The organism is Actinoplanes sp. NBC_00393, assembly GCF_036053395.1.
Classification (GTDB): domain Bacteria; phylum Actinomycetota; class Actinomycetes; order Mycobacteriales; family Micromonosporaceae; genus Actinoplanes.
In genome coordinates, this window is record NZ_CP107942.1 from 2,195,598 (window position 1) to 2,221,611 (window position 26,014).

The 26,014-nt window shown below is 70.2% G+C and carries 24 protein-coding genes and 1 pseudogene; 15 read left to right on the top strand and 10 right to left on the bottom strand.

What is annotated here, in order from left to right:
- Positions 1 to 65: 65 nt before the first annotated feature.
- The 3 genes from OHA21_RS10000 to OHA21_RS10010 all read left to right on the top strand — a co-directional run bounded on the left by OHA21_RS10000 (position 66) and on the right by OHA21_RS10010 (position 2,500).
- Entirely contained in the window at positions 66 to 836 is a 771-nt protein-coding gene (locus OHA21_RS10000) for a TetR/AcrR family transcriptional regulator (protein ID WP_328472478.1), read from the top strand.
- Between the two features lie 118 nt (positions 837 to 954).
- Positions 955 to 1,707 (top strand): ABC transporter permease, encoded by a 753-nt coding sequence (locus OHA21_RS10005; RefSeq protein ID WP_328472480.1) that lies wholly within the window; start codon positions 955 to 957, stop codon positions 1,705 to 1,707.
- A 55-nt stretch (positions 1,708 to 1,762) separates the two neighbouring features.
- Positions 1,763 to 2,500 carry an SDR family oxidoreductase gene (locus tag OHA21_RS10010; RefSeq protein WP_328472482.1) on the top strand — a complete coding sequence of 246 codons (738 nt, stop codon included), beginning with the start codon at positions 1,763 to 1,765 and terminating at the stop codon, positions 2,498 to 2,500.
- A gap of 421 nt (positions 2,501 to 2,921) precedes the next feature.
- On the opposite strand, the pseudogene OHA21_RS10015 reads toward OHA21_RS10010, so the two are convergent.
- The 3 genes and pseudogenes from OHA21_RS10015 to OHA21_RS10025 all read right to left on the bottom strand — a co-directional run.
- Positions 2,922 to 3,734 (bottom strand): annotated as a pseudogene (locus tag OHA21_RS10015) (universal stress protein); the annotation flags it as partial.
- Between the two features lie 76 nt (positions 3,735 to 3,810).
- Complete coding sequence (locus OHA21_RS10020; protein ID WP_328472484.1) at positions 3,811 to 5,400, bottom strand: methyl-accepting chemotaxis protein; 1,590 nt, start codon at positions 5,398 to 5,400, stop codon at positions 3,811 to 3,813.
- A gap of 33 nt (positions 5,401 to 5,433) precedes the next feature.
- On the bottom strand, positions 5,434 to 7,140 hold the full coding sequence (locus OHA21_RS10025; RefSeq protein WP_328472486.1) for a methyl-accepting chemotaxis protein: 1,707 nt from the start codon (positions 7,138 to 7,140) through the stop codon (positions 5,434 to 5,436).
- 212 nt (positions 7,141 to 7,352) lie between these two features.
- Between OHA21_RS10025 and OHA21_RS10030 the strand changes: the two genes are divergently transcribed.
- From OHA21_RS10030 to OHA21_RS10065, 8 genes are read left to right on the top strand one after another with little or no spacing between them, the layout of a single operon-like run.
- Positions 7,353 to 7,910 carry a chemotaxis protein CheW gene (locus tag OHA21_RS10030; protein WP_328472487.1) on the top strand — a complete coding sequence of 186 codons (558 nt, stop codon included), beginning with the start codon at positions 7,353 to 7,355 and terminating at the stop codon, positions 7,908 to 7,910.
- Positions 7,907 to 8,743 (top strand): CheR family methyltransferase, encoded by an 837-nt coding sequence (locus OHA21_RS10035; RefSeq protein ID WP_328472488.1) that lies wholly within the window; start codon positions 7,907 to 7,909, stop codon positions 8,741 to 8,743. The genes OHA21_RS10030 and OHA21_RS10035 overlap by 4 nt, the downstream gene beginning before the upstream one ends.
- Positions 8,736 to 9,218, top strand: coding sequence for a hypothetical protein (locus OHA21_RS10040; protein WP_328472490.1), 483 nt, complete (start codon positions 8,736 to 8,738; stop codon positions 9,216 to 9,218). The genes OHA21_RS10035 and OHA21_RS10040 overlap by 8 nt, the downstream gene beginning before the upstream one ends.
- The gene (locus OHA21_RS10045; RefSeq protein WP_328472492.1) at positions 9,215 to 10,267 is read left to right on the top strand and encodes a protein-glutamate methylesterase/protein-glutamine glutaminase; all 1,053 of its coding nucleotides are present in this window, start codon (positions 9,215 to 9,217) and stop codon (positions 10,265 to 10,267) included. The genes OHA21_RS10040 and OHA21_RS10045 overlap by 4 nt, the downstream gene beginning before the upstream one ends.
- Positions 10,260 to 11,297 (top strand): methyl-accepting chemotaxis protein, encoded by a 1,038-nt coding sequence (locus tag OHA21_RS10050; protein WP_328472494.1) that lies wholly within the window; start codon positions 10,260 to 10,262, stop codon positions 11,295 to 11,297. Before OHA21_RS10045 ends, OHA21_RS10050 begins: the two co-directional genes overlap by 8 nt.
- 10 nt (positions 11,298 to 11,307) lie before the next feature.
- Positions 11,308 to 11,676, top strand: a complete 369-nt coding sequence (locus OHA21_RS10055; protein ID WP_328472496.1) for a response regulator — start codon at positions 11,308 to 11,310, stop codon at positions 11,674 to 11,676.
- Positions 11,673 to 11,936: an STAS domain-containing protein gene (locus tag OHA21_RS10060; protein ID WP_328472498.1), complete on the top strand. Its 264-nt coding sequence runs from the start codon at positions 11,673 to 11,675 to the stop codon at positions 11,934 to 11,936. Before OHA21_RS10055 ends, OHA21_RS10060 begins: the two co-directional genes overlap by 4 nt.
- Complete coding sequence (locus OHA21_RS10065; protein ID WP_328472500.1) at positions 11,936 to 14,083, top strand: chemotaxis protein CheA; 2,148 nt, start codon at positions 11,936 to 11,938, stop codon at positions 14,081 to 14,083. Before OHA21_RS10060 ends, OHA21_RS10065 begins: the two co-directional genes overlap by 1 nt.
- Here OHA21_RS10065 and OHA21_RS10070 read toward each other — a convergent pair whose 3' ends face one another.
- From OHA21_RS10070 to sigJ, 3 genes are read right to left on the bottom strand one after another with little or no spacing between them, the layout of a single operon-like run.
- Complete coding sequence (locus OHA21_RS10070; RefSeq protein WP_328472502.1) at positions 14,084 to 14,923, bottom strand: hypothetical protein; 840 nt, start codon at positions 14,921 to 14,923, stop codon at positions 14,084 to 14,086.
- A gap of 39 nt (positions 14,924 to 14,962) precedes the next feature.
- Positions 14,963 to 18,037 carry an amidohydrolase family protein gene (locus OHA21_RS10075; RefSeq protein WP_328472504.1) on the bottom strand — a complete coding sequence of 1,025 codons (3,075 nt, stop codon included), beginning with the start codon at positions 18,035 to 18,037 and terminating at the stop codon, positions 14,963 to 14,965.
- 15 nt (positions 18,038 to 18,052) lie between these two features.
- Positions 18,053 to 18,901, bottom strand: a complete 849-nt coding sequence (gene sigJ, locus OHA21_RS10080) for an RNA polymerase sigma factor SigJ (protein ID WP_328472505.1) — start codon at positions 18,899 to 18,901, stop codon at positions 18,053 to 18,055.
- Positions 18,902 to 18,983: 82 nt separating this feature from the next.
- On the opposite strand from sigJ, the gene OHA21_RS10085 reads away from it, so the two are divergent.
- From OHA21_RS10085 to OHA21_RS10095, 3 genes are read left to right on the top strand one after another with little or no spacing between them, the layout of a single operon-like run.
- Complete coding sequence (locus tag OHA21_RS10085; RefSeq protein ID WP_328472507.1) at positions 18,984 to 19,349, top strand: DUF6220 domain-containing protein; 366 nt, start codon at positions 18,984 to 18,986, stop codon at positions 19,347 to 19,349.
- Positions 19,346 to 19,498: a hypothetical protein gene (locus OHA21_RS10090; protein ID WP_328472509.1), complete on the top strand. Its 153-nt coding sequence runs from the start codon at positions 19,346 to 19,348 to the stop codon at positions 19,496 to 19,498. The genes OHA21_RS10085 and OHA21_RS10090 overlap by 4 nt, the downstream gene beginning before the upstream one ends.
- On the top strand, positions 19,492 to 19,638 hold the full coding sequence (locus OHA21_RS10095) for a hypothetical protein (protein WP_328472511.1): 147 nt from the start codon (positions 19,492 to 19,494) through the stop codon (positions 19,636 to 19,638). Before OHA21_RS10090 ends, OHA21_RS10095 begins: the two co-directional genes overlap by 7 nt.
- Here OHA21_RS10095 and OHA21_RS10100 read toward each other — a convergent pair.
- A complete protein-coding gene (locus OHA21_RS10100) occupies positions 19,619 to 20,215 on the bottom strand; it encodes a TetR/AcrR family transcriptional regulator (protein ID WP_328472513.1) in 597 nt (198 codons plus the stop codon). The genes OHA21_RS10095 and OHA21_RS10100 overlap by 20 nt on opposite strands.
- A gap of 68 nt (positions 20,216 to 20,283) precedes the next feature.
- Here OHA21_RS10100 and OHA21_RS10105 point away from each other — a divergent pair, with 68 nt between their 5' ends.
- Positions 20,284 to 21,240 carry an LLM class F420-dependent oxidoreductase gene (locus tag OHA21_RS10105; RefSeq protein WP_328472515.1) on the top strand — a complete coding sequence of 319 codons (957 nt, stop codon included), beginning with the start codon at positions 20,284 to 20,286 and terminating at the stop codon, positions 21,238 to 21,240.
- Here the strand turns inward: OHA21_RS10105 and OHA21_RS10110 are convergent.
- The 3 genes from OHA21_RS10110 to OHA21_RS10120 are packed head-to-tail and all read right to left on the bottom strand — an operon-like array spanning position 21,203 to position 25,942.
- Entirely contained in the window at positions 21,203 to 21,955 is a 753-nt protein-coding gene (locus OHA21_RS10110; RefSeq protein ID WP_328472517.1) for a class I SAM-dependent methyltransferase, read from the bottom strand. The genes OHA21_RS10105 and OHA21_RS10110 overlap by 38 nt on opposite strands.
- Positions 21,942 to 24,782, bottom strand: a complete 2,841-nt coding sequence (locus OHA21_RS10115; protein ID WP_328472519.1) for an FAD-binding and (Fe-S)-binding domain-containing protein — start codon at positions 24,780 to 24,782, stop codon at positions 21,942 to 21,944. Before OHA21_RS10115 ends, OHA21_RS10110 begins: the two co-directional genes overlap by 14 nt.
- Positions 24,779 to 25,942, bottom strand: coding sequence for a pyridoxal-phosphate-dependent aminotransferase family protein (locus OHA21_RS10120; protein ID WP_328472521.1), 1,164 nt, complete (start codon positions 25,940 to 25,942; stop codon positions 24,779 to 24,781). Before OHA21_RS10120 ends, OHA21_RS10115 begins: the two co-directional genes overlap by 4 nt.
- Positions 25,943 to 26,014: the final 72 nt, after the last annotated feature.

A 26,014-nucleotide genomic window follows, 5' to 3' on the forward strand; every position in this document is an offset into this window, starting at 1 on the left:
CTCCGTATAGCTTACGGAAAAACGGTGCGGCAAACACCGTACACCCCACGGGGTAATCTCTGCATATGGAAAAACCGGATGTCGACCGCACCCTCGAGTTGCTCTGGCGGCACAAGCTGGGCACCCCGCAGGGCACCCGCGGGCCGAAACAGCGGGTCAGCGTCGACGAGGTGATCCGCGCCGGGATCGCGGTCGCCGACGAGGAGGGGCTCCCGGCGTTCGCCATGCGCAAAGTCGCCGACCGGCTGGGGCTGAAGTTGATGTCGGTCTACACGTATGTGCCGGGGCGTTCCGAGCTGATCGGGCTCATGGTCGACGAGGTCATCGGGGAGATTCCGTACCCGGCGCACACCGGCCCGCTGCGTCAGCGGATGGCCGGGGTGGCCCGGCGCATGTGGGACGACTACCACCGGCATCCGTGGTTGCTGCAGATCGACAACATCCGGCCGTGGATCGGCCCGAACGGCTGTGATCTGTACGAGTGGCAGCTCGCCGCCCTGGAGGGCGCCGGCTTCGACGACCTGGAGATGGACCAGATCGTCACGCTGATCAGCGGGTTCACCGCGGGGGCGGCCCGCACCTCGATCGCCGCGCGCAGCACGGCCGAGCGGTCGGGAATCTCGGACGCCGAGTGGTGGGCGGTGAACGCGCCGATCCTGGAGCGGGTGATGCCGCCCGGCGCCTACCCGCTGGGTGGGCGGGTCGGCACGGCGGCCGGACAGGAGTACAACGCGGTCATCGACCCGGACCGGTCTTTCCGCTTCGGCCTGGACCGCTTGCTCGACGGCGTCGAGCTGATGTTGCGTGACCGGCCTACTCCTCCGGCCGCCACTTGAGGTCGGGGACCTGCGCGAAGGCCTCGGCCTTGGCGAGCAGCCCGTCCGGCTCGTTGGCGAAGGGCACGATATTCGACAGCTTCCGCCTGGACCACGACCGAAAGACCTGGGGGAGAACGTGAATCAGGGTGCGGTCGCGGTCGGTCCGGTGCTGGCTGTCGTGCTCGTGGTGCTGGTGATTCTGGCGGCTGCAGCCGCCTTTGCCGGGCAGCTCGGGGTGAGCCGGGCGGTGGTCACCGCGTCGCTGCGGGCCGTGTTGCAACTCGCGGTGGTGTCGCTGCTCATCGCCGCAGTCGTGAACTCCTGGTGGGCCACCGCCGGGTTCATCCTTCTGATGCTGCTGGTCGCGGCGTACACCTCGGCCGGCCGGGTCGGAGCCCGCCGCCGGATGGTGCTGGTGCTGCTGCCGATCGCGGCCGGTTCGCTGCCGGTCGGCGCCCTGATCGTGGCGGCGGGCACGACGCCGCTGACCGAGATCGCGCTGCTGCCGATCGCCGGCATCCTGATCGGCGGCGCGATGACCGCGACCTCGCTGTCCGGGCGGCGGGCACTGGACGAGCTGCGGGACCGGCACGGCGAGTACGAGGCCGCGCTCGCCCTGGGGTTCCTGCCCCGGGACGCGGCGCTTGAGGTGTGCCGGCCCACCGCCGGGCAGGCCCTGGTGCCGGCGCTGGACCAGACCCGTACGGTCGGGCTGGTCACCCTGCCCGGTGCGTTCGTCGGCGTCCTGCTCGGTGGCGGCACCCCGGTCGAGGCCGGCGCCACCCAGCTGCTGGTCCTGGTCGCCCTGCTCGCGGTCGAGGTGATCGCCATCGCGGTGACCGTGGAGCTGGTCGCCGGGGGATCTCTGAGCCGTCCGGTGTCACGGTGACGCCGTCACGAACTTTGCGGCTGCCCGGTCTCCTCTGACAAAGGAGGAGATGAGCATGAAGATCGTTGTTCTCGGCGGTACCGGGATGATCGGTTCGCGTCTCGTTCGCATCCTGCAGGCGGGCGAGCACGAGGTGGCGGCGCATTCGTTGTCCACCGGGGTGGATCTGATCAGTGAGAAAGGGTTGCCGGAGGCGGTGAAGGGCGCCGACGTCGTGGTGAATCTGACGAATTCACCGACCTACGACGACGGCTCTCTGGTGTTCTTCCGGCAGAGCATGGAGAACCTGCTCCTGGCGTCCGAGGACGCCGATGTCAGGCATCTCGTCGTGCTTTCGGTGATCGGCGCCGGCTCGGTGCATGAGGTGGCCTATTACCGGGCAAAAGCGCTTCAGGAACAGTTGCTGCAGGCCGGGCCGGTGCCATTTTCGATCGTACGCTCGACGCAGGTCTTCGAATCAGTCGACGGCATGCTGCGCTGGTCAGCCGACGAGAACACGGTCCGGTTGCCGGGCACCCTGCTGCAGCCGATCGCCGCCGCGGACCTCGCCTGGACGCTGGCGCAGGTGAGCGCAGGCCCGCCGCTGCAGGGCGTGCGGAGCATCGCCGGACCGGAGGTGTTCGCCCTGGACGAGCTGGCCCGGATCACCCTGGCCGCGCGCGGCGACCGGCGCGCGGTGGTCAAGGACGACGGCGTGAGCATGCTCGCCGCGGTTCGTGGCGATGCCCTGACGGCGGGCTTCGAGTCGGACATCGCCACGACGACGTACGAGCAGTGGCTCACGGCCCGCTGAGCGACTCGGCGGTGTTGAGACCGAAGTAGTGGATCGCGTGACCCCGGTGGCGGTGCAGCATCCGGGCGATCGCGATCCGCTCCTCGTAGGACGACGGAATGACGACGGCCCACTCGCCCTTGCGCAGTCCCTCGTGATGCAGGTTCAGAACCGCGTCGTCGTACCCCCAGTTCTGAAAGAACCGGATGAACCGGGCCCGCCAGCCGTGCTCGGTGCCGTCCGCGTCCAGGATGTGCACCCCCTCCGGGCCGTGCAGGACGAGCACCTCGGAGACGTCGGTGCCGTCGGCGCGCAGCGCCTCGAGGACGTCGTCGACGTTCTGCCGGTCCGGGAGAAGCGCGGCGATCGCGTTGACCGGCCGGTCGATGAACTCGTCCACGTTGTCCAGCGGCCCGTCCGCCTGCTGCGGGGCCAGACTGGCGCGGACCACCGCGACCGGGCTCGCGGCGTGGTAGAGCAGCGTCTGGCTGACCGAGCCGAGCACGAGACCCTTGAACGTGTCCCGGCCGCGGGCGCCGACGACCACGAGCTGCGCGTTCTTCGCGCGTTCGACCAGGGCGTGCCGCGGGTTGCCGCGGAGCAGTTCGGGGCGGACCACGACGTCCGGGAACCGTTCCTGCCAGCCGGCCAGGGACTCGCCGAGCAGCAGCCGCCCGTCCGGGTCGGGGGCGCGTTCCGGCCACACCAGCACCGGGACCAGTTCCGCCCGGCGCGCCGAACTCGCCTCGAACGCGAAGCCGAGCGCCAGCTGCGAATGAGCGGAGCCGTCGACGCCGACCACGACCGGGCCGTCGGCGGGCGCGCTGTCGCGGACCACCAGGACCGGGCAGTGCGCGTGGGCGGCGGCGTGCACCGCGACCGAGCCGATGATCAGGCCGCTGATCGCGCCCAGGCCGCGGTCGCCGAGCACCAGCAGCGCGGCCTCGTTCGACTCGGCGAGCAGCACCGGGGTGGCGGCGCCGTCGATGATGGCGGTGGAGACCGGTACGCCGGGCGCGGCCTCACGTGCCGCGGTGACCGCTTCGGCGACCAGGTCCTCGGCGTGGTGCCGCAGGCCGGTGCCGGGCATGTCGTCGGCGACCGGCCCGACGCCGACGTGCAGCGACGGCCAGATGAAGGCGTGCACCACGTGCAGCTGTGTCTTGCGCCGTTCGGCTTCGACGGCGGCCACGCGTACCGCCGCCAGGGCCTGCTCCGACCCGTCGACCCCAACGATCACCCTCGGTGTGTTCATCTCTGCGCTCCTGTCCTCGGCGTCGACTACTAGGACCGGACAGGCAGGGAGAGATGTGACAGCCAGTACGGCGGCCTCACACCCGGAAGCGCGAGACCAGGCCGCTCAGGTCGGTCGACATCCGGGCCAGGTCGCTGATCGCGTGCTGCGTCTCGGAGACGCCCTGGCTGGTGTTCTGCGCGGCCTGGGCCACCCCGGTGATGCTGCGGGAGATGTCGCCGGTGCCGGTCGCGGCCTCCGAGACACTGCGGTTCATCTCGGCGGTCGTGGCCGTCTGCTCCTCGACCGCCGAAGCGATCGTGGTCTGGAAGTCGCTGATCCGGGCGATCACCGCGGTGATCTTCTCGATCGCGTCGACCGCGCCCTCGGTGTCGGCCTGGATCGCCTCGACGCGGCGGGAGATGTCCTCGGTGGCGCGGGCGGTCTCCTGAGCGAGGTCCTTCACCTCGGAGGCGACCACCGCGAAGCCCTTGCCGGCGTCCCCGGCCCGGGCCGCCTCGATCGTCGCGTTCAGGGCCAGCAGGTTGGTCTGCTCGGCGATCGAGGTGATCACCTTGATCACGTTGCCGATCTCGGCCGAGGAGTCGCCGAGCTTGTTCATGGTCGAGGAGGTGGCGGCGGCCAGGCCGACGGCCTCGGCGGCGACCTGGGCGGCCTCGCTGGCGTTCTGCGAGATCTCGCGGATCGAGGCGCCCATCTCCTCGCTGCCGGCCGACACGGTGTCGACGCTGCGGGAGATCTCCTCGGCCGCGCTGGACACGTCCTGGGACTGCCGGGACGCCTCCTCGGCCGAGACGGCGATCTGCGCGGCGGTGCCGGTCATCTCCTCGGTGGCGCTGGCCAGCGTGGATGCCGAACCCTCGATGGTGATCACGGTGTCGCGCAGCGAGGCCATCGCGGTGTCCAGGGACTGGCCCATCCGGCCGGTCTCGTCGCGCGAGGTCAGCCCGGTGGCGCGGGTCAGGTCACCGGCGGCCAGCGCGTCGCACACGGCTTTCACGGCGGTCAGTGAGCGGACGATGCGAGCGGCCACGAAGTACCCGATGGTCATGGCCACCGCGAGACCGGCGAACAGCACGATGAAGGAGAGGTTACGGCTGAACTGGTACGTGGACTGCGCGGACGCGGCGTTGCTGGCGGCGTCCGCGGTCTCCGCCTGATCGAGGGTGGCGAGATCGTCGTAGATCTGCTTCAGCAGCGGCAACGAGTCGGCGTCCCGTGCAGCCGCCCAGCCGTCCAGGTCGTTCTTGAGACCGGCCGGGATCAGCTTCTCGTTCGCCACCGTCACCCAGCTGTCCCAGACCGACTGGAGGTGGTCGATGACCGCCGGATCGCCGGCCGGCAGGGTGCCGCGGTAGGCAGTCATCGCGGTCTCGAAAGCCTCGACGTCGGCAGTGAACGCCTCGGTGAACTCCCGGACCCGCGTCTCGTCCGTCGACAGCGCCTGGTTGGCGGTGTCGACCCGGGCCTGTACCGCTGCGGACTTGAGCTGAGCGACGGCACGGATGCTGGCGACGTTGCTCTCGTAGATCAGGTTGGCGGAGTCGCTCGTGCTGGCCATCCCGAAATAGCCGGTGAGGCCGACGAAAGCAGCGACCAGGGCGGCCAGCCCGACCGCGACGAGGATCTTCACCTTGACACTGAGGTCGTCGAGGCGAGCACTCATCACTGCTCATCCTTTCCCGGAACAGTCCGGTGCTCAGAACCGGTCGAACTTCGCTTCGAGGTCGGCCGGTGGCATGCCGGCGCCGCTCATCGCGGGCGCCGGATTCTCGTTGAACGAACCCCCACGATCCCAACCGGCCCGGTACGCGTTGTTCGACCAGTTGCCGGACGCGGCCGGCGCCGGACGGGGAATGGAGCGAGTGGACGTTCCGGTGTGGAAGAAGTCCATCAAAGCGGTGAGCTGCGCCGTCTGCGCCGACATCTCCTCGGCTGTCGCGGCGAGCTCCTCACTGGACGACGCGGTCTGTTCGGTGACCTTGCCGATCTGCGACATCGCGATGTTGATCTGCCGCACGCCGGTGGACTGTTCCCCGCTCGCCGCGGCGATCTCCTGCACCAGATCGGACGTACGGATGATGTTGGGAATCATGCTGGACAGCAGGTCGCCGGCGCGCTCGGCGGTCTGGACGCTGCCGGCCGCGAGCTCGCTGATCTCCTGAGCCGCGATCTGGCTGCGCTCGGCGAGCTTGCCGACCTCGCTGGCCACCACGGCGAAGCCCTTGCCGTGCTCGCCCGCCCGGGCCGCCTCGATCGTCGCGTTGAGCGCCAGCATGTTGGTCTGGAAGGCGATGTCGTCGATGATCCCGATCTTGCTGGTGATCTCCTTCATCGCCGCGACGGTCCGCTGCACCGCCTCGCCGCCCTCCTGCGCCTCGGCCGCCGTGGTGGTGGCGATGCCCTCGGTGGCGGTCGCGTTGTCGCTGTTCTGGCTGATCCCCGCGGTCATCTGCTCGATGCTCGAGGTGGTCTCCTCGACACTGGCGGCCTGCTCGGTGGCGGCCTGCGACAGGCTTTGCGAGGCTCCGCTGATCTGCATCGACGCGCTGTTGAGCTGGTTGGCCGACTCGACGACCGTGCTGACCGTGTCGCTGAGCCGGTCCAGGGCGCTGTTGAGCGCCGTGCCCATCCGCCCGACCTCGTCCTGGCCGGCGACGGTGACCCGCTGATCCAGGCGGCCGTTGGCCAGCGCGGTGAGTACCGTGACCGTCTCGTTCAGCGGCCGGGCCACCGCGCGGGTGATCAGCTGGACCACGGTGAAGGTGAGCACCAGCGCTGCGACGATCAGGCAGATCATCATGAGCCGCGCCGTGGAGTAGGCCTCCGCCGACTCGTCGATCGAACCCTTCGCGGCGGTGTCGTCCTTGGCGATCAGGTTGTCGACCGCCGTGTTGATGGTGTCGGACACCGGGTTCACCTCCGCGCTCACCACGCGGTTGAACTCGGCGAGCTTGTTCGCCGCCGTCAGCGGTTTGAGCTTCTCGGTGACCAGTTGCTTGTAGGTGGCCCAGGCGGCGTCGAACGCCTCGGCGTCCGGATCACCCTGCGCCGACGTGGAGAACGAGGCCCAGACCTGGTCCAGGTTGGCGATCGAGGTGTCCAGCGCGTCGATGGCCGCATCGGTGCCGGTGCCTCCGCCGGCCAGGGCGACGCCGCGCATCTGGAACCGGACGTCCTTGTAGTCGGTGGCGATCTCACCGAGCAGCCGTACGTCGTGCAGGTTGCTGTTGTAGAGGTGTTCCAGGCGGTCCTGGGTCTGGCTCAGCTGGTAGATGCCGACCGCGCCGAGCACCACCAGCAGCGCGCAGACCACGCCGGCGAGCCCGCGCAGTTTCCACGCGATCGGCATGTCCCGGAACGCCAGGCTTCCGCGTGGACGGCGCGTCCCCGTCGACTCGGCCATGGAAGAATCCCCCATCCGGCACAAACTGCGGCGTACGAATCCACGACCGGGCCAGCCTATCGACGTAACGATCACGATTTGGCGGAACCTATTCACAAGCCGTCACCGAAACGGACACCGGGCCGGATTCGCGGCTAAGTCCTCGATTTTCTGCAGGGCCCACAAAGAATCTGATCGAATGCGGAGGAGGTGCGGAAAAAGGGGGGCCGACGGTGAACACGGTTACCGAAGCCGGGCGGTATCTGACGTTCACGCTCAACGGCGAGGCGTACGCGCTCGACATCTTCCACGTGACCGAGATCCTCGAGTACCGGTCGCTGACCGTGGTGCCGATGATGCCGGACTTCATCCGTGGCGTGATCAACCTGCGGGGCCGGGCCGTGCCGGTCATCGACATCGCGATCAGATTCGGCCGCGGGCGGACCTCGATCGACCGCCGGACCAGCATCATCATCGTGCACATCCAGGACTCGGCGCTGGCCGAGATGCCCGATCTGGACGGTGACGAGAAGGTCGCCGCGGGTGGCCAGGACATCGGCATCCTGGTCGACGCCGCCACCAAGGTGGTGACCCTGCAGGCCGGCGACATCGAGCCGGCGCCCGCGTTCGGCGCCGGGATCCGGGCGGACTACATCAGCGGCATGGCCCGCCGGGACGAGGACTTCCTGATCCTGCTGGACATCAGTCACGTGCTGTCGATCAGCGACATGGTGCGCCTCAGCGACCTGGCCCAGCAGACGGCACCCGAGCAGCCGCCGGAATCGTCGTGATCCCGCCGGAAGCCCTCGCGCGGACGATCAGCCGCGACGACTTCCAGTACATCACCGGTGTCCTGCACGACCACACCGGCATCAAGCTCGCCCCCGGCAAGGAGGCCCTGGTCGCCGGGCGCCTCGACAAACGGATCCGGGCGCTCGGGCTGGGCGGGTACTCCGACTATGTGCGCCTGCTGCGCGACCGCCGCGACGAGGGCGAGTTGCGGCAGCTCATCGACCTGCTCACGACGAACGAGACGTTCTTCTTCCGGGAGTCGCAGCACTTCGACTACATCCGCCGCGAAGTGCTGCCGAACCGGCACCCGGGACGCACCTTCCGGCTGTGGAGCGCGGCCAGTTCGACCGGCGAGGAGGCGTACACCGCGGCCATGGTGCTCGCCGACGTCCTGCCGCCCGGCTCGTGGGAGATCATCGGCACGGACATCTCGACCCGGGTCGTGGAGGGCGCGCGTACCGGTCTCTATCCGATCGCCGCGGCCGAGCGGATCCCGAAACCGCTGCTGCGCCGCTTCTGCCTGAAGGGCCGCGACGAGTACCAGGGCCTGATGACCGTCACCCGCGAACTGCGTGCCAAGGTCCAGTTCCACTGCCGCAACCTGCACGAGGACTTCTCCGGGCTGGGCCGCTTCGACGTGATCATGCTGCGCAACGTGATGATCTACTTCGACATGGAGACGAAGCGCTCGCTGATCCCGCGGCTGACCGAGATGCTGGTCCCCGGCGGACACCTGATCGTCGGCAGTTCCGAGTCGCTGAACGCCATTCCATCGCGGTTGAAGATGGTGGAGCCGTCGATCTACCGGCTGGACGGGGACAGCCGTGGCTGAGGTCTTCCTGCACCCCGGCGACTACCACTTCGGGGACGCCGGCACCCGGATTCACACGGTGCTGGGCTCGTGCGTGTCGATCACCATCTGGCATCCCGGACTGCGGATCGGCGGCATGTGCCACTACATGCTGCCGGGACACTGCCCGGCCTCGGACCAGTGGGACGCCCGCTACGCCGACGGCGCGATCGCCCGGTTCCGGCGCGACGTGCAGCGGACGAACACCACGCCACGCCAGTACGAGGTGAAGATGTTCGGCGGCGGCCGGCAGTTCCCGCACCTGAACACCCCGGCCCCGCTGGACGTCGCCGGCAACAACATCGAGGCGGGGATCTGCCTGCTCGAGGAGAGCGGCTTCCATCTGACCGTGCGCGAGTTCGGCGGCACCGGCGCCCGCCGGCTGATCTTCGACATCGGAACCGGTGCGGTCTGGCTGCGGGCACTCGACCCGCTGAGTCACGGAGGCCCGGCATGACCGGCAAGATCGGGGTGCTCATCGTCGACGACTCGGCCGTCGTCCGGCAGGTGCTCTCCGCCCGCCTGCGCGGCCAGCCCGGCATCGAGGTCACCGGCGCCGTCGCCGACCCGATCTTCGCGATGGACCACATGAACAAGTCCTGGCCGGACGTCGTGGTGCTGGACATCGAGATGCCGCGAATGGACGGGCTCACCTTCCTCAAGAAGATCATGGAGGTCCGGCCCACCCCGGTGGTCATCTGCTCCACGCTGTCCCAGCGCAACGCCGAGGTCTCGATGGAGGCGCTCGCGTCCGGGGCGGTCGCGGTGATCGCCAAGCCGGAGACCGGGCTGAAGAAGTTCATCGAGGACGACGGCGGCGACATCGTGTCAGCGGTCCGGGCAGCGGCGGCCGCCGGCCAGCGCCGCAGGGCCCGCCCGGCCGCTGCCGCTCCCGTCCTGGCCCGGCCGAGTGCGCCCCGGCCACGATCGCTGGCCACGGCCGCGGAACGACTGATCGCGATCGGTACGTCCACCGGCGGCACCCAGGCCCTGGAGAAGGTGCTGCCCGCGCTGAAACCCGGCCTGCCGGGCGTGGTCCTGGTGCAGCACATGCCGGAGAAGTTCACCGCAGCGTTCGCCGGGCGGCTCGACACCATGTGCCGGGTCCGGGTCAAGGAAGCCGAGGACGGCGATCCGGTGCTGCCCGGTCACGTGCTGGTCGCCCCCGGTGGGCGGCATCTCGAGGTGGTCCGGATGGACACGCGATACCGGGTCCGGGTCTTCGACGGACCGCCGGTCAACCGGCACCGCCCGTCGGTCGACGTGCTGTTCCGCTCGGTCGCCAAGGCGGCCGGCCCGGACGCGATCGGCGTGATCATGACCGGGATGGGCGACGACGGCGCCCGCGGGCTGCTCGAGATGCGCAAGGCGGGCGCGTTCACGGTGGCGCAGGACGAGGCGACCTGCGTGGTGCACGGCATGCCCCGCGAAGCGGTGGCGCTCGGCGCCGCCGATCGTGAGGTTCCGCTACTCCAGATCGCGGAGGTGATCCACCAGCATGGCTGAAACGCTCATCGCGGTGATCTCGCTGGCGGTCGGCGCGGCCGCCGGCTACTGGCTGCGCGGCCGCACCGACCGGCCCGGCCCGGCGACCCTGCCGGCGGCAGCACCCGACCGGTACGCGAACGACGTCTCCCAGTTCGCCGGCGCGGTGGCCCCGGTCTGGTCGGCGCAGATCGATTCATCGCGTAACCAGATGGAAAACGCCGTCGGACAACTCACCGAGAAGTTCGCCGGCATCGTCGAGAACCTCGACTCGGTGCTCACCTCCTCCACCGGCGTGCTGGACGAGAGCTCCGGCGGGGCGTTCGACCGCAGCCGGGAACGCCTCGGCGGGGTGGTCGGCACCCTCGACGACGCGCTGACCGGCAAACGACAGGCGCTCGAGGAGCTGCATTCGCTGCTCGGCCTCAACGAGGAGCTGCGCCGGATGTCCGGCGAGGTCACCCGGATCGCCGCGCAGACCAACCTGCTCGCGCTCAACGCCGCCATCGAGGCCCAGCGGGTCGGCGAGGCCGGCGCCGCGTTCGGGGTGGTCGCGCTGGAGGTGCGCCAGCTCGCCGACCGTTCGCAGAACACCAGCGAGCGCATGGTGGAGAAGGTCGACCGGGTCGCCGAGGCGATCACCTCGGTGCTGGCCACCGCGGAGGCCAACGCCGAACGCGAAGGCAACGCCGTGGCGCACGCCAACGGCGAGGTGCAGGCCGTGCTGGACGACCTGATGAGCATGCTGTCGCGTATGCAGAACTCGTCGCAGGAGCTGGAGCAGGCCGCGGTCGGCATCCGCGGCGAGATCGGCGACTCCCTGGTCAACCTGCAGTTCCAGGACCGGGTCAACCAGATGCTGGAACACCTGCGGGACAACATCGGCCGGTTCCCCGAGGTGGCCGCGTCGGCTGCCGCGGGCGTCGCACCGCTGGACGCCAAGGTGCTGCTCGACGAACTCGCCGCCCGCTACACGATGGCCGAGGAGCATCAGGCCCACCAGTCCGGAACGCCCGTCAAGGTAAACGAATCCGAAATCACGTTCTTCTAGGGAGACGACGATGGCCAAGAGCATTCTCATCGTGGACGACTCGGCGTCCGTACGACAGGTCGTCAGTATCGCCCTGAAGGGCGCGGGCTACGAAGTGATCACCGCGAATGACGGAAAGGATGCGCTGAGCAAAATGACCGGACAGCGCATTCACCTCATCATCTCGGACGTCAACATGCCGAATATGGACGGCATCACTTTTGTGGCCGAGGCGAAGAAACTGCCGGCCTACAAATTCACCCCGATCATCATGCTCACCACCGAGTCGCAAGAGGACAAGAAGAAGCAGGCGCAGGCGGCCGGGGCCAAGGCGTGGGTGACCAAGCCGTTCCAGCCCGAGCAGATGCTCAGCGCGGTGGCGAAACTGGTCGCGCCGTGACCGGGCTGCGGCGGTTCATCGTCGACGACGAGCTGACGATCATCACGGCGGCGGAGCAGCGGGAGCGGCTGCTGACGATGTTCGGGGACGGTTCGGGCGTACGCGTGGACCTGTCCGGAATCACCGACCTGGACACCGCCGGCCTGCAACTGCTGCTGCTCGCCCGCGACGAGGGCGTACGCCGCAGCGTGCCGGTCGAGTTCGCCGAGCCGAGCCCCGCCGTCGCCGAGGTGCTCGCCCTCACCCGTCTGGAGCTGTGATGCCGTTCGACGACGACATGCGCGAAGCCCTCGACATGTTCGTGACCGAGGCGCGCGACCTGGTCCAGGGCCTGGAGGAGGGCCTGCTCGAGCTGGAGTCGCAGCCGTCGGGCGGCGAGGCGGTCAACGCGCTGTTCCGGGCCGCGCACACCCTCAAGGGCTCGTCCGGGCTGTTCGGCCTGCAGCACCTGGTCTCGTTCACCCACGTCGTGGAGACCGTGCTCGGCTCGGTCCGCGAGGGCCAGCTCGACGTGACCCCCGGGCTGGTCAGCGCCCTGCTGCCGTGCACCGACCACATCTCCGCGATGATCGAGTCGGTGGCCGAGGGCCGGCTGGAGGCCGACGCGGGGCAGTCCGCCGACAGCGCACGGCTGCTGACCGGGCTCGAGCCGTACCTCGCCGACGGCCCCGCGATGACCGCAGGCGCCGCGGCCGCCGAGGTCGACACCGCGCCGCGCGAGGGCGCCTGGCGGCTGGAGCTGCAGTTCGGGCCGGACTGCCTGCGCAACGGCATGGACCCGCTGTCGTTCCTGCGATACCTGTCCAGCCTCGGCACGGTCACCGATGTCATCACCGACACCGAACGGCTGCCCGAGGCCGACGAGATGGACCCCGAGTCCTGCTATCTCGGCTTCACCGTCGACCTGACCACCTCGGCGCCGAAGGCCGAGATCGAGGCGGTCTTCGACTTCGTCCGCGAGGACAGTGACATCCGGATCAGCCCGGCCGAGAGCCAGCTCGACACGTACGTCAAGGCGATCCGGGCCATGCCGGAGAACGACCGGATCGGTGACGTGCTGATCAACAGCGGCGCGGTCACCGAGGCGGAGATGGCCGAGGCGCTGCGCGTCCAGCAGGAACGGGCCGTGCGTGAGGGCACCCAGCCGGTGCCGATCGGCGAGATCCTGATCGAGCAGGGGATCATCCAGCGCGGCATCGTCGACGCCGCCCTGACCCGCCAGCGGCGTACCACCGAGACCCGCTCGCAGGACACCCGGACGATCCGGGTCGACGCCGCCCGCCTCGACAAACTCATCGACCTGGTCGGCGAACTGGTGATCGCCCAGTCCAGCACCGGCGTCGTCGGCGGCGAGCACACCAGCGAGGCGCAGAGCGAGGTGATGCGGCTGGTCGACGAGGTGCGGCACAGCGCGCTGTCGCTGCGCATGGTCCCGATCGGCACGACCCTGCGCCGTTTCGAACGGGTCGTGCGCGACGTCTGCATGGAACTCGGCAAAGAGGTGTCCCTGGTGATCACCGGTGGCGACGCCGAGATGGACAAGGCCCTGGTGGAACGGATCAGCGACCCGCTGCTGCACCTGGTCCGCAACTCTCTGGACCACGGCATCGAGCCGTCCGCGGAACGGCGCAAACACGGCAAGGCGCAGCAGGGGACGTTGCGGCTCAACGCGTACCACGACGCCGGCAACATCGTCATCGAGGTCGCCGACGACGGGCGCGGCCTGGACCGGGACCGGATCCTGGCCAAGGCGGTCGAACGGGAACTGGTCGCCCCCGGCACGCCGCTCACCGACTCCGAGGTCTACAACCTGATCTTCGAACCGGGTTTCTCCACCGCCGAGAAGGTCTCCAACCTCTCCGGCCGCGGCGTCGGCATGGACGTGGTGAAACGCAACGTCACCGCGCTGCGCGGCAGCATCGAGGTGGAGACCAACCGCGGCGTCGGCACCACGATCCGGATCCGGCTGCCGCTGACCCTGGCGATCATCGACGGCTTCCTGGTCGGGGTCGGCACGTCCTCGTTCATCGTGCCGCTGGACCGGGTCACCGAATGCGTCGAACTGCCGCCCGGCCCGCTCGGCCGCGACTGCATGAACCTGCGCGGCGAGGTGCTGCCGTTCATCCGCCTGCGGCAGCTGTTCAACATCCCCGGCCCACCGGCGCGCCGGCAGAACGTGGTGATCGTGGAACAGTCCGGGCAGCGCACCGGCCTGGTGGTGGACAGCCTGCTCGGCGAGCTGCAAACCGTGATCAAACCGCTCGGCGTCCTGTTCAGCCGGGTGAAGTGCATCAGCGGCTCGACCATCCTCGGCAACGGCGAGATCGCCCTGATCCTCGACGTGGCCCCGCTGGTCTCGGACTACTCCGACCGCGAACACACCCGCCAGGCGGTCGCCGTGGCCTGATCAGGGAATCTGCGAGTAGGCGATCGCCGCGAACCCGGCACTGCCCACCAGGCCGGCCACCGCCGCCCAGAAGGCGCAACCCAGACCGAACCGGCTGTCACCGCGCAACTCCTGCTCGGTCTCGGCCGGCGTCCGGCACGCCACCAGATACTTCCCGGTGCGGGGCAGGGTCAGCCCGACGGTTCCGTCGGCCAGGGCCGCCGGCTTACCGATCACATGCATCGGTACGCGTGACGGCAGCACTTCCTCGATCACGAAGACCCGGTCGGCGCCCTTGATCGAGCGCTGCGGAACCGTCCCGCGGTCGAGGAGGTGCTGCAGCCACGGCCCGGGCCGGCGCCAGCCGCTGGTCGTCTCGTCGACGGTCTGCTCGATCGGCGACGGCCCGGACCCGCCCACGGCATGGCGCGTCTGCGCCCAGACCGACAGGTGCCCGGAGAAGATCCGGCCCTGCAGGATCTGCGCCGAGACGGCGGCCACCCCGGAGTCGTCGGCCACGCCGAACGGGTCGCCGCCGGACTCCTCGTGCAGGATGGTCAACCGGGTGCTGTTCTCGCCGTTGCTGTCCTGCCGGTACACCATCGTGCGGTACCAGACCCCCTCCGCACCGGAGAGCGGCGCCACCAGCAGACCGCTGCGGCCGGGCACGGTCCGCCCGTACACCGCGAAGTTCCTGGGCAGCGCGGCACCGGGCCGCAGCTCGGCGCTGGGCCGCACCCGGTTGCGGGCGACCCAGCGCCGTTCCCGGCTGTCGCTGAGGGCCAGCAACAACGTCACCGGGACCATGATCAGTCCCGCCATCCCGGCGAAGGCGGTGACGATGATCGCGAAGGTAACCACGCGGTCAGGGTAGGCAACGACCGCCATGGATGGCGTCGGTCAGTGATCGCAGCAGGCGTGCCGGCTCTCCTCCACGTAGTGCGGGTCGTGCCACCAATAGCGCTCGGTCTCCGGCCGGGCGAGCGTCGGCGCCGCCACCGTGCGCGCCGTGACCTGCGCGGCGGCGAAAGGCTCCAGCAGGCCGGGCACGGTGTGCACGACGCCGGCCGCGATCACCTGACGTACGTTCGCCGCCTGCTTGATGTCGGTGAGGGGATCCCCGCCGAGCACCGCCAGGTCGGCGTAGTGGCCGCGGGCGATCCGGCCGAGCGGCTCGTTCAGGAATTCGCCGGGCAGGCGGGTGGCCGTGGACAGCGCCTCGTACGGCGTCATCCCGTACGCGACCATGGCCCGCAGGTTGAGGTGCGTGCTGACCGCGTTCGGCGAGATCGGTGAGTCGGTGCCGGTGATCACCTGCCCGCCGCCGCGGTAGAGCCGGATCAGGTGGGCCACCTGCCGGGCCAGGTTCTCCCGGGTCACTGTCTGATCCGTGGTCCGGGCCGTGTTCGCGATGGTCTGCAGGTTCGCGTACTCCCAGGTCGGGTAGAGGGTGCGCACCCGCTCGTCGACCAGCAGGCTGTCGTCCTCGCGCAGCAGCGTGGTGGACAGGAACAAGGTGGGGGTCCGGGCCGCGCGGGTGGCCAGGAAGATGTCCGCGACCTCGTCGTAGACCGTGCCGAGCGTGGTGACCGTCCGCGAGTAGCCGAAGCGGCTGGTCGCCCCGACGTGTTCCTGACCGTCGCCGCCGAACGCGAACGCCGGGTAGTGGTAGTGCGAGGTGGCGTGCACGTGGTGCCGGTGCGCCCAGGCGATCACCTGCCGCTGCCGTTCCGACGACAACCGGACGTACGCCTTCATCAGGTCGTAGTCGAGTGCCCCGGCCCGTTCCAGCTCCAGGGCGACCTGCCGGGGGTCGTAGGTGGGCCGCATGAAGTTGTAGAAGATCCGTGACCCGTCGACCGCCTCGCCGGTCGCGAAGTACCGCGGCCCGACCCGCGCCCCGGACTGGATCGACTCCCGTTCCTCGACCATGTGGTACGCCGGACTGCCGGGGGAGCGGGTCGTGGTGACCCCCAGCGACAGCCACAACCGGCCCTGCCGGTCGCCGTACGAATAGCCCTGCATCTCCCGGTGATGATGCATGTCGATCAGTCCCGGCGTGACCACCGCGTCCCGGGCGTCGACCAGCCGCCCGTCGCGCCCGGCCCGGTGCGGCTCCACCGCGGCGATCCGGTGCCCCTCGACGACGATGTCCACGTCCCGGACCAGCTCACGGCGCACACCGTCCCACATCCGCCCGGCGTGGATCACCGTCCGCCCGCGTGGCGAGGTGTTCGCCCAGGTCAACCGCATCGGTACGGTCTGCGCCCGCCCACCGTCCACGGACACCATCCGCAGCGTCCCGTTGTGCAGGTAGAGCAGCCGCCGGGAGTCGCCGCTCCAGCTCGGCGCGTCGGTCACCTCGTCGGTGATCTGCCGCGGCGATCCCGCGAAGCTGCCGTCGGCCTCGACGTCGACCACCCAGAGCACGCTGGCCAGCACGAACGCGATCCTCCGGCCGTCCGGCGACCAGACCGGCCCGTCGTCGCCGCGGGTCTGGATCGACCTGTGGGGGAGCGGGTCGACGTAGCGGCCGGCGCCGGTGGCGACGTCGACCAGCAGAATCTTGCTGAGGCCCTCGCGGAACCGGGCGGAGTACGGCACCACGGCGGCGAGCGCGATGGTCCGACCGTCGGCCGACCAGCTGGGGCGGCCCGGTTCGAAGGTGGCGGCGTACAGCTGCCGGACCGTGCCGCTCGCCACCTCGACGGTGTAGAGCGCGCCGGTCTGGTCGAGGAACGCCAGGTGTGAGCTGTCGGCGGACCAGCTGCCGGAGACCGCGGCCGCGTTCGGCAGGTCGGTCAGCTGCCGGTCGCCGCCGGTGGTCAGGTCCCGCAGCCAGATGTCGAGTTTGCCGCCCCGGTCGGTCGAGTAGGACAGGTGGCGGCCGTCCGGGGACCAGGCCGGATCGCTCTTCCACCACAGGTCGCGGGTCAGCGGCTGCGGTGGCCGGCCGATCCGCATGGTCCAGATGTCGTTGAGCGCCCGGAACGCGATCGACGTGCCGTCCGGCGACAGGACCGGGCTGCCGATGCCGAGGACCGGTTTGGGCGTACGCGAATCGAAGTCCCTCCGCCGTTTGCGGTAGCGGGGTGTGGTGAGCGTGACCGGCGCGGCGAAGCCGATCCGGGCGGCCGGCGCCATCGAGCCGAGCGTGCGCCGCCGGATGCCGCCGTCGGCGGCGTAGACGATCTCGGTGGGCGAGCGCCAGGAGACCCGGAACGGGAAGACCTCCTCGCCGGTCACCACGGGCGCGCCGTCGAGCCACAGCTCGGCCCGCCCGTTCAGGGTGAGCTGGTAGATGATGCCGGAGCCGTCCGGCGTGAACGCGGGACCGCGGATCACCTGGCCGGCCGGCACGGTCACCGCCGTGCTGCGCGCGCCGGTCGCCACCTCGACGACGTCGATGCGGGTGTTGGCGACGACGAACGCGATCCGGCGGCCGTCCGGCGACCAGGCCGGCTCGAACTCCTCGGCGGCGCTGTCGGCGACCGCGGTGATCTGCCCGGAGGCCAGATCCAGCACGTGGATGCCGTAGCTGCCGGAGAGGTCGGCGGAGAAGGCGAGGCGGCGCCCGTCGGGTGCGAACCGGGGTTCCCGGTGGTCGTACGGCCCTTCGGTGAGCCGCCGCAGGCCGGAGCCGTCCGGGCGGATCAGCCAGAGGTCGAAGGTGCCGGTCCGGTACGACTGGAAGGCGATGCTGCCACCGTCCGGCGCCCAGTCGGGTTGCGCGATGTCGAACAGGTCGCCGGTCAGGCGGCGGGCCGGGCCACCCGAGGCGGGCAGCACCCACAGCACGCCGACCAGGTCCATCGCGATGCGGCGGCCGTCCGGCGACAGCTGTACGGCGAGGTTGGTGCCCTGGTCGAGGCCGGTCCGGGAGGTGCCCGCGGCCGCCGCCCGGGTCGCCACCGGGCCGAGGACGGTGGTGCCGGCCACGCCGGCGAGGAGATGTCGTCTGCTGACAGCAGTCATCTAATCAATAGACACCTATCCATGGCCGTGGGCAATCCACCGACGGAGTTTGTCGGGGTTCCGAACCACCCAGACGGACCGGATCCGGTCGTCGGCGATGTCGAACGCGAGCACGGTCACGGCGCTGCCGTCACGTTCGGCGACCAGGCCGGGCCGGCCGTTGACGGTACGTTCCACGATGGCCTGACCGCCCATGTGATCGAGGAGCGCGGCTCCGTAGCGGGCGATCTCGGCCACGCCGCGGATCGGGCGCAGGACGGTGCTGACCCGGCCGCCACCGTCCGCGGTCACCGTCACGTCCGGATCCAGGAGGCCGATCAGGGCGCCGATGTCCCCGGCCTGCCACGCGCGCCGGAAGGACTTGACGACGGCAGCCTGCCGGTCGATCGGCGAGGATTTCGTGGCGCGGATCCGGCGGCGCCCGGAGGTGGCCAGTTGCCGGCACGCGGCCGGGGTGCGGCCGACGATCTCGGCGATCTCGCCGAACGGGTAGCCGAAGACGTCGTGCAGCACGACCGCGACCCGCTCGGCCGGCGTCATCGACTCCAGCACGACCAGGAACGCCATGGTGATCGACTCGTCGAGGGTGACCCGGTCGGCCGGGTCGGGCGCCGGCAGCGGCTCCGGGATCCACGGCCCCACGTAGCTCTCCCGCCGCACCCGGGCCGAACGCAGCTGATCCAGGCAGATCCGGCTTGCCACCCGGGTCAGCCAGGCGGCCGGATTGCCGATCTCCTGCCGTTGCGGTTCGGGCAGCGCGTACCAGCGGGTGTAGGCCTCCTGCACCGCGTCCTCCGCCTCGGCGAACGACCCGAGAAGCCGGTACGCGAGGTGGAGAAGCTGCGGTCGTTCGTCCATGGTCATCGCTGTCGGACGCTATACCTCACAAACCAGCCGGGCGTCTCGTCGAGTCGGTGAGAACACTCACCGACGGAGGGACCCCTCGATGCGCAAGGCCTTCACCGGACTCTCGGCCCTGCTCCTGCTGGTGGTGGTGGCTGAGTTCTTCTTCGCCGCGGCCGGCGCGTTCGCCGACCAGGCGTACCGGCCACACCACCTGCTCGGCTACGTGACCTTCCTGCTCCCGATCGCCATGATCCTCGTCGGCTGGCCGGCCCGGCTGCCCGGCCGGCTGATCGGGCTGGCCGCCCTGGTCGCCGGCCTGGTCGGGGTCCAGGTGCTGATCGCGGTGCTCGCCGCCGGCATCGGCGACGGCAGCACGGCGGGTGCGCTCGTCTTCGGCCTGCACGCGGTCAACGCCCTGGTCATCCTCGCGGTGGCCGGCCTGATCATGAAGTGGTCCCTGCGGTGACCGCGCGCATCGCGTCCAGCAGTTCGCGCCCGCTCGGCGCGGACGGGGTGCACTCGCGGACCCGGGCGCTGGCCTTCGGTCCCGAGGAGCGGTTCGTGCACGACCTCGGCTACCGCATCTCGGCCCGGCGAACATCAAGCGGATGGTGATGCGTACGCGTGGTCAGGTGCGGATGTCGATGCTGATGCTGGCCGTGCTGGGCCGCCTGCCCGGCCGCGAGCGGATGATGGCCAAGGTGGTCGAGCCGATCCACCGGGCCGCCCCCGCGATCACCCTCCCGGCGTACTGATCAGGGTCCGCGCCGCCTCGACGGCCCGGCCGGCGATGACGTCCACGGTCGTGCCGGTCCGCGAGAAGAAACCGTCCGCATACAGCGAGCTGTACCCGTGCGCGATCGCGATGATCCCCTCGACCAGCGGAAACGCCTCCTGGTACGACCGGCCGGCCGCGGTGGCCAGGTCGCGCAGCGTGTCCATCAGCGCGCTGGTCTGCTCGCGGCGGTCCTCATCGTGCAGCTGATAAAGCTCGGCGGCGAAGATCACGTGGAGGCCCGCGCCGGTGCCGGTGACATACCGGACGTAGGCGCCGGCCGACGCGGCCAGCCGGTCCACCGGATCCGGCCCGGCCACCTCGGCGGCGTCGACGATCGCGGCGCGCAGGTCCCGGGCGGCAGCGGTGGAGACCGCGCCGAGCAGGTGGGCGCGGTCCGGAAAATGCCGGTACGGCGCTGCGGAGCTGACCTGCAGCCGCCGGGCGACCTGGGCGACCGAGAAGCGTTGCAGCCCGGCCTCGGCGAGCAGCTCGAAACTGGCGGTGATCAGGGCGGCGCGGAGATCACCGTGGTGGTAGGCCCGATTCGCCGGCACGCTTGCCTCCGTGTAAGTAGGCTCTTACATTAGCAAGTGATAGCCCTCTTACATCGCGGAGGCAAGAGATGAGCATCCGGCTCGGGTACCAGATTCCGAACTTCACCTATCCCGGCATCGGTGTGGAGGACCTCTTCGACACCGTCGCCGCCCAGGCCCGCGAGGCGGAGAGCAGCGGGTTCGACACCGTCCTGGTGATGGATCATTTCTACCAATTGCCCGGTATCGGGGCGCCGGAGAACGCGATGCTCGAGGCCTACACCACGCTCGGCGCGCTCGCCTCGGCCACCTCGACGATCCAGCTGTCCACGCTGGTCACCGGTAACACGTACCGTAATCCCGCCCTGCTCGCCAAGACCGCGACCACGCTGGACGTGGTCTCCCACGGCCGCGCGATCCTCGGGATCGGCGCCGGCTGGTTCGAGCGCGAGCACCACGACTACGGCTTCGAGTTCGGCACCTTCAGCCAGCGGTTCGAGCGGCTCGAGGAGGCGCTGACGATCATCGCGCCGATGCTCAAGGGCGAGCAGCCGTCGTTCGAGGGCAAGTGGTACACGGCTCGGGGCGCGATCAACAATCCGCGGCTGCGGCCGAACATCCCGATCATGCTGGGCGGCAGCGGCGAGCAGAAGACGTTCCGGCTCGCGGCCAGGTTCGCCGACCACATGAACATCATTTGCGACGCCGCGGAACTGCCGCACAAGGTGGCCGTGCTGCGGCAGCGCTGCGAGGAGATCGGCCGGGACCCGGCCACCCTGGCCACCAGCTTCCTGGCGATGGGGATGGTCGGCGAGACCGAGGCGGAGGCCAAGGAACTGGCCGACAGCATCCCGGAGGACCGTCGCAACCGGGCCTTCCTCGGCACGCCCGAGCAGGTGGCCGAGCAGATCCAGGAGCGGGTGCTGGACGCCGGGATCGAGGGCATCTGCATCAACCTGCCGCGCACCGGCCACCGTCCCGGCATCGTGGCCCAGGTCGGAGCGGCGCTCAAACCGCTGACCGCAGGTGCGCCCAGGTCTGTGTGAACCACAAGGCGCCGTCGACCAGCAGCGGCCGCATGCCGGTCGGCGGGCCACCGCCCAGCTCGTCGCGCAGCTCACCCTCGATCTGCGCGGCGACCTCGGCCGGAGTGCGCGACTGCTGCAACCACACATCCAGGGGCCGTTGCACGTCGAAGGACTCGGCGGCGGTCACGTTCGGTAGCAGCGCCTCGATCGCCGCGACGGTCTGCATCGTGCCGTGCGACGGGTCGCGCAGGCGCTCCACCCGGTCCGGGTCGCCGGGCAGCTCTGGGTCCCGGACCAGGTCGGCGATCACCACGCGCCCGCCGGGCCGGCAGACCCGGGCCATCTCCGCGGCCACCAGCGCCGGCTCGGCCACCTGGTGCAGCGAGAATCGCGAGATGACCAGGGAGAACGAGGCATCCAGGAACGGCAGCCGGGTGGCATCGCCCTGCTGAAAGACCACATTGCGTACGCCTTCCGCGTCCGCACCGGCCTTCCCGGTGGCCAGCATCTCCGGGGTGAGGTCGAGCGCGGTCACGTGCCGGGTGCGTTCCGCCAGCGCCCGCGCGACCAACCCGGTGCCGCAGGCCACGTCGAGGCAGACGTCACCGGCCACCGGCTCGGCGAACTCGACGAGCCGCGCCAGATGACTGGTGAACGCCGTGTTGAGCCGGGCGTCCTCGAACGTGCCGGCCTGCCGGGCGAACTCCCGCTTGATCAGGTCATCGTGCGACATCGGCGACCGCCTTCCGGACCAGCTCGAGAGGATGTAAGGCGTCCCGCTGGGTGCCGTGCCGGATCTGTTGCCGGCACGACACCCCGGTGGCCGCCACGACCGTGGTGTCCGGTTCGCCGCGGACCGCGGGGAACAGACGGCTCTCCCCGATGGTCATCGACACGTCGTAGTGTTCCGCCTCGAAGCCGAACGACCCGGCCATCCCGCAGCAGCCCGCGTCCACCTCCACGACGTCGGCACCCGGGATGCGGCGCAGCAGCGCGACGGTCGCCGCCGTGCCCACCTCGGCCTTCTGATGGCAGTGGCCGTGATAGAGGATGCGCTGCGGCGTCCCGCTCAGCGTCAACCGGCCGGCGTCGATCGCCTCGACCAGCAGTTCCTCGATCTGGCGCACGCGGCCGGAGACCTCCCGCACCTGCGGATCGTCCGGCAACAGCTGGCGGTGTTCGTCACGCAGGGTGAGCACGCAGGAGGGTTCGCAGCCGACGATCGGCGCGTCCGAGCCGGCCAGCCGCCGCGCGAGCGCCTGCGCCTGCTGCCGGGCGTCGTCCAGCAGCCCCTTGGAGTAGCTCGCCCGGCCGCAGCAGCCGCCACTCTCCAGCCGGACCCGCCAGCCGGCGGCGGTCAGCAGCTCCACCGCGGCCCGGCCGATCGCCGGCTCGGTGAAGGTCGTGAACGAATCGGCGAGCAGGACGACCCCGGGACCGTCCGGTCCGCCTGGCCGGCCGCGGAACCAGCGGATCAGATTCGCCCGCTCGAACCTCGGCAGCGGCCGGGCCGCGGCGATCCCCAGCCGGCGCTGCATGATCCGGCGCAGCGGCGCGATCCGGCCGGGCAGATTGGAGAGCGGGGCGGTGGCCGAGCCGAGGCGGTTCAGCGCGCGGATGCGCCCGAAGATCTTGGACCGCATCGGTACGCCGTGCGTGTCATGCCGCTGCGCCAGCGTCTCCGCCTTGAGCGCCGCCAAGTCGACGCCGAGCGGGCACTCGCTCTTGCACGCCTTGCACATCAGGCACAGGTCGAGGATCCCGTGCAGCCGCTCGTCGCCGAGAGCCGCCTTCGGATCAGCCTCGGACAGGGCTTTGACCAGCGCGTTGGCCCGCCCGCGGGTGGCGTGCTCCTCCTGCCGGGTGGCCATGTAGGACGGGCACATCACCCCGGCCGCATCTTTGCGGCACAACCCGATGTTCATGCACCGGTCCGCCGCCCCGCGCATGCCGCCGACCACCGAGAAATCCAGCCGGGTACGCAGCGGCGGCGCCTCCGGCAGCGCGGCGTCGCGCAGGTGCTCGGTCATCGCCGGCGCGTCGACGATCTTGCCGGGGTTCATCCGGTTCTCCGGGTCGAAGATCGCTTTGACGGTACGCATCGCCTCGTACAGGTCGTCGCCGAAGATCTCCCGGTTGAACTCGCTGCGGGCCAGACCGTCACCGTGCTCACTGGAGTTGACCCCGCCGTACTCGCGTACCAGATCCTTGACCTCGACCGCGACCGCGCGCATGGCCCGGACCTGCTCGGGCCGGCGAACGTCGACGAACGGCCGGATGTGCAGGCAGCCGACCGAACAGTGCCCGTAGAACCCGGCCCGCAGACCGTGCCGTTCCAGGATCTGCTGGAAGCGCCGGGTGTAGGCGGCCAGATGCTGCGGGTCGACCGCGGTGTCCTCGACGAACGCGAGCGGCCGCAGCGTCCCGGTGCTGGCGGCCATCAGCAGGCCGAGGCTGGACTTGCGGACCTTCAGCAGGCCGGCCTGCTGCTGGGCGGTCACCGCGCGCAGCGTGTGGTAGCCGTGGCGGTGTTTGTCCCATAACCCGATCAGCCGGTCGAGCTGCGCGACCTGCTGCCGTTCGTCGTCGCCGCTGAACGACACGAACAGCAGCGCCTCCGGGTCGCCCTCGAGGATCTGGCCCAGGTCGGCGTACTCGATCTTCTGGCGGGACAGGTCGAGGATCGTGCGGTCCATCATCTCGACGGCGGCCGGATCACAGCTCAGGGCGTCCTCGGTGGCCTCGATCGCGGCCAGCGTCGAGGTGAAGTGGCCGACCGCGATCACCGTGTGCTTCGGCTTGGGCACCAGGTCGACCACGGCCTCGGTGACGGTCACCAGGGTGCCCTCGGAGCCGACCACGAACGGAGCCAGGTTGAACTCCGGATCGTCGGCCAGCCGGTCGAGCCGGTACCCGCAGGCGCGCCGCCAGTAGGGCGGGAAGCCGGCGATGATCTCGTCGGTCAGCAGCGGCGGCAGGCGCCGGTAGAGCTCGCCCTCCAGCGTTCCGGCGGCGGCCCGCTGCTGCCGGCCGGCGGCGAATCGGGTACGGGAGGCGTCGGCGAGCACGACGTCGAGCTCACGGACATGGTCGATGGTCATCCCGTAGCGGACCGAGCCGCTGCCCGCCGAATTGTTGCCGATCATCCCGCCGATCGTGGCCCGATTGCTGGTCGAGGTGTCCGGGCCGAACACCAGGCCGTGCGCGGCGGCGGCCCGGTTCAGCTGGTCCTGCACCACGCCGGGCTGCACGCGGGCCAGCCGCCGCTCCGCGTCGATCTCCAGGATGTTCCGCATGTGCCGGGAAAGATCGAGGACCAGGCCCGGTCCGATGGTCTGGCCGGCCAGGCTGGTGCCGGCGCCGCGCGGCACTATCGGTACGCCGTACCGGCCGGCGATCTCGACCGCGGCGGCCACATCGTCGGCGTGCCGGGGGAAGGCCACGCCGAGCGGCCGGATCGAATACATGCTGGCGTCGCGGGCGAACAGGTGCCGGGTGTACGCGTCGAACCCGACCTCGCCCTCGAGCTCCTTCTCCAGATCGTGCTTGAGGTCGCTCATGGTTTCTGCAGCCTCTCCAAGGCGGCGTTGACACCGGCCGGCTTGATCGGCACGCCGGCGGCGATCAGGCCCATCTGCACGCCGGCCAGGGTGCCGGCGAGCATCAGGTCGTTGAAGTCGCCCAGGTGGCCGATCCGGAAGATGCGGCCGGCGAGTTTGCCGAGACCGGTGCCGAGCGACATGTTCCAGCGGTCCAGGACGACGGCGCGGACCTGGTCGGCGTCGTGGCCGTCCGGGACGATGACGCCGGTCAGCGAGCCGGAATGTTCGCGTTCGTCGGCGCAGAGCACCTCCAGGCCCCAGCCGCGTACGGCCAGCCGGGTCGCCTCGGCGTGCCGCTGGTGCCGGGCGAAGACGGTTGGCAGGCCCTCCTCGGACAGCATCTGCAGGGCTTCGCGTAGCCCGTACAGAAGATGGGTTGCCGGGGTGTAGGGGAAGAACCCGCGCTGGTTGGCCTCGATGATCGGCTGCCAGTCCCAGAAGGACCGGCGCAGCCGGGCCGACCTGGAAGCTTCCAGCGCCTTGGCGCTGATCGCGTTGAAGCTCAGGCCGGGCGGCAGCATCAGGCCCTTCTGCGAGCCGGCCACCGTGACGTCGACGCCCCAGTCGTCGTGCCGGTATTCGATCGACGCCAGCGACGAGATGGTGTCCACCATGAACAGGGCGGGATGACCGGTCCGGTCGATCGCCTCGCGGACCTCCGGGATCCGGCTCGTGACGCCGGTCGAGGTCTCGTTGTGCACGACCAGCACGGCCTTGATCGCGTGGTCCGGGTCGGCGGTGAGTCTGTCGGAGACCTGCTGGGGGTCTACACCGTGTCGCCAGTCGCCGGGCACGAAGTCGACCTCCAGGCCGAGGCGGCCGGCCATCTCCTGCCAGAGCGTCGCGAAGTGGCCGGTCTCGAAGCACAGCACTTTGTCGCCCGGGCTGAGCGTGTTGACCAGGGCGGCCTCCCACGCGCCGGTGCCGGAGGCGGGATAGATGACGATCGGCTGGGTGGTGCCGAAGACCGGCTGCAGGCCCTCCAGCACCTCGCGGGCCAGCTCGGCGAACTGCGGGCCGCGGTGGTCTATGGTCGGCGCCGCCATGGCGCGCAGCACGCGGTCGGGGGTGTTGGTGGGGCCCGGGATCTGCAGGAAGTGCCGGCCGGTGGAGACCATGCCGCGGCCACCCTTCGTTTGTCCTTCACTGTCCGAGATCGACATTGATCTATAGGTAAGCCTATAGTCGGG